This window comes from Brevundimonas sp., assembly GCF_016463485.1.
Classification (GTDB): Bacteria; Pseudomonadota; Alphaproteobacteria; order Caulobacterales; family Caulobacteraceae; genus Brevundimonas.
On sequence record NZ_JAEMRD010000229.1, the window covers coordinates 1 to 2,995 of the forward strand.

General features: G+C 69.0%; 2 protein-coding genes. Both read right to left on the reverse strand.

Going from position 1 to position 2,995, the window contains the following annotated elements; genetic code table 11:
* Positions 1-50: 50 nt before the first annotated feature.
* Entirely contained in the window at positions 51-386 is a 336-nt protein-coding gene (gene trxA / locus JHC99_RS18235) for a thioredoxin (protein WP_292156104.1), read from the reverse strand.
* A gap of 146 nt (positions 387-532) precedes the next feature.
* Positions 533-2,995, reverse strand: a 2,463-nt coding sequence (gene addA, locus JHC99_RS18240; RefSeq protein ID WP_292156106.1) for a double-strand break repair helicase AddA, incomplete at its 5' end; no start/stop codon positions are given.

The window sequence follows — 2,995 nt, forward strand, 5'->3', positions numbered from 1 at the left end:
AGCGCGCTGCGGTCCCCCTCCCCCTGCGCTTCGCTAGGGGGAGGAATAGATCAGGCCTTCGCCTGGATGCCGCTCTCAGCCAGCCATTCGACGATCTTGCCCTTGGGCATGGCGCCGACCTTGAGCGAGGACAGCTGGCCGTCGCGGAACAGCATAAGGGTGGGGATACCCTTCACGCCCAGCTTCGACGGGGTCATGGGGCTGTCGTCGATATTGACCTTGGCGATGGTCACCTGACCGGCCAGTTCGTCGGCGATCTGTTCCAGGGCCGGGCCGATCTGTTTGCAGGGGCCGCACCATTCGGCCCAGAAATCGACCAGAACCGGGGTCGAGGATTTCAGGACGTCGGCGTCGAAGCTCTCGTCGGTGACCTTTATTGTCGCCATTTCATGGCTCCTTTTTGGGGCGCTAACGCTCGCGACACGGTCGCTCGCTGCTTGAGCGCGATTGGTGTGCGCTGTCCCTTCGCCTTGGCGGCGTCGATCTCGCGTTGGGGCAGATGTGGGGTGATTCCCCTCAAGTTCAACGGGGTTCAACGGGCGTTTGCGAGCGCAGCGTCCATGCGATCGGCCGGGACCTCCATCAGGTCGGGGCCGTCGGTCCAGACCAGGGCCGCCTCGACGGCGCGGTCGGGGTACAGGCGCTTCAGCACGGCGACGTAGATAGCCAGTTGCAGCACGTAGGACGGGTCCGCCGCCTCGATCGTCGGGGGTGCGGGCCGGTTGGACTTGTAATCGACGACCAGGACGCGGTCGGGCGTGACCACCAGCCGGTCGATACGTCCGGAGATCGAGACACCACCGGGCAGACCAGGCGCGGAACCCGTCAGTGCCACCTCTGCCCGCGATCCCGGCCCGAACACCGGCGCGAACCGGGCATCGTCCAGCACGCCGAAGGCCGCCGCGATCATCTCGCTGCGTTGGGCCTCATCGAGGTCGCGTTCGCGGGCCAGGATCCGGACGGCGGCGTCCGGCCGGTCCACAGCCGCGATCTCGGGCAGCCGCTCCAGCAGCCGGTGGATCAGGTCGCCGCGCCGGAACCGGCCGAGCGGCTTGTCAGCGCCTGTCGCGGACACGGCCAGCGGTGACGGCGCAGGGATACGCAGGGCCTCGTCCATCCGCGAAGGGGCGGCGATCCGGAAACCGGGAGCGGGCGTGGCAAGCTGGCGGGCCCAGTCGGGAACCGTGACCGAGGCACCCGGCCCGCCCGCCGTCTTCGCGCCGAGGACGACGAGGTCGGGCCCGATCCGAAGGCGGCCGTCGCCGATATCGCGGGGGTCCAGACGCCCGAAGGTCTCGGTCAGGACGTCCCACCAGCTGCCGTCGTCATAGCCCTGTTTGGACTTCGCGCTGCCCCGGCCCAGGATCACGATCCGGTCGCGCGCGCGCGTCAGGGCGACGTAGAGCAGGCGCAGGGTCTCCGCATTCACCCGGTCCTGGCGGGCCGTGCGGGCCAGGGTGGAGGCGTCGCAATCCTCCTTTTCCGACCCCGGACACATCAGCCAGGCCTCGGAGCCGTCGGCCTGTTCGACCACCATCAGGGTCGGCCCCTGCGCCTTCGCTACCGCCGTCGTGTCGGGCAGGATAACGATGGGTGCCTCGAGCCCCTTGGCACCGTGGACGGTCATCACGCGGACCTCGCCGCGCGCGCCTTCCAGCTCGCGCTTAACCTCGACGTCGGCGGCCTCCAGCATCGACAGACAGGTCTCGAGGACGGTCGCGCCGCGCTGTTCTGCGGCCAGGACCTGGTTCAGGGTCTCGTCGAGCGCCTCCTCGGCCTCTCGCCCCAGTCGGGAGAGGACCCGCGCGCGGCCCGAGACGCCGGTGTCGTCGATCCGGTTCAGCACCCCGGCGAAGAAGGCGAAGGGATCACGGTCGCGGGCGGCGATCAAGAAGGTCATCAGATCGCGCGCCCGGCCCCACTCCGGCCGTTCCCCGGCACGGCGGGTCAGTTCGCGCCACAGGCCGCGACGGTCCGGATCGCCCCCCGCGAGGTCATACAGACTGTCCTCGTCGATGTCGCAGAAGGGGCTGCGCAGGGCCTCGGCCAGGCTCAGGTCGTCGTCGGGGAAGAGGGCAAACCGCGCCAGGACGATCAGGTCGTCGAAGGCGATGTGCGACGACAGCTTCAGCCGGTCGGCACCGGCGACGGGCACCCCCGCCGATTTCAGCGCGCGGATGATCTCCTCGAAGGTGGCGTCGCGCCGCCGAACCAGGATGAGGAAATCGCCGTAGCCACAGGGTCGCAGAGTGCGCTCGCGGCGGTCGTGAACGGCGACGCCTGCCTCGACCTGGCGTTTGATATCGCGGGCGAGGTCGGCGGCCATCCGCTTGCGCGCGCCCTGCGTCGGTTCCTGATCCAGCGGATCGTCCCAGGCGTCGCGCTCGGGCGGTTTCTCGTCGGCATAGAGGGGCCACAGGTCGATGCAGCCGGGGTCGCCGGTCCGCATGGCGATGTGTTTCGGGATAGCCGCGACCTGTTCGCCGACGAGGGCCGAGGTCCGCGCCGGACCTTCGAATACCGCATCGACGAAAGACAACACTTGCTGTGTCGAGCGGAAGGATGTTGCCAGCTGAACGCCCTGGAACGCGAAGCCCGCGCCGGTGACCATCACGTCATAGCGTTGCGACTCCTGATTCAGCCGCTCGGGCCGGGCACCCTGGAAGGAATAGATCGACTGCTTCTCGTCGCCGACGGCGAAGACGGTGCGTTCGACCTTGCCGGCCCCGAACCGCTTCGAGCCCGCGCCGGAGAAGAAGTCCTCGGTCAGGGCGCGCAGGATGTCCCACTGCTCGGGCGCCGTGTCCTGGGCCTCGTCGACAAGTACGTGCTCGATGCCGCCGTCCAGCTTGTACAGCACCCAGGCGGCGCTGGATCGCGTCGTCAGCAGCTCGACCGTGCGGGCCACCAGATCGCCGAAATCCAGCGCGCCGCGCGCCGCCTTGGCCTGGTCGTAGAGGGCGCCGTGGGCCTGGGCCAGGGTCAGGACGTGGAC

Bases quoted from the DNA above. Each gene is read 5' to 3' on its own strand.
- trxA (WP_292156104.1), bottom strand. From the start codon at position 386: ATGGCGACAATAAAGGTCACCGACGAGAGCTTCGACGCCGACGTCCTG.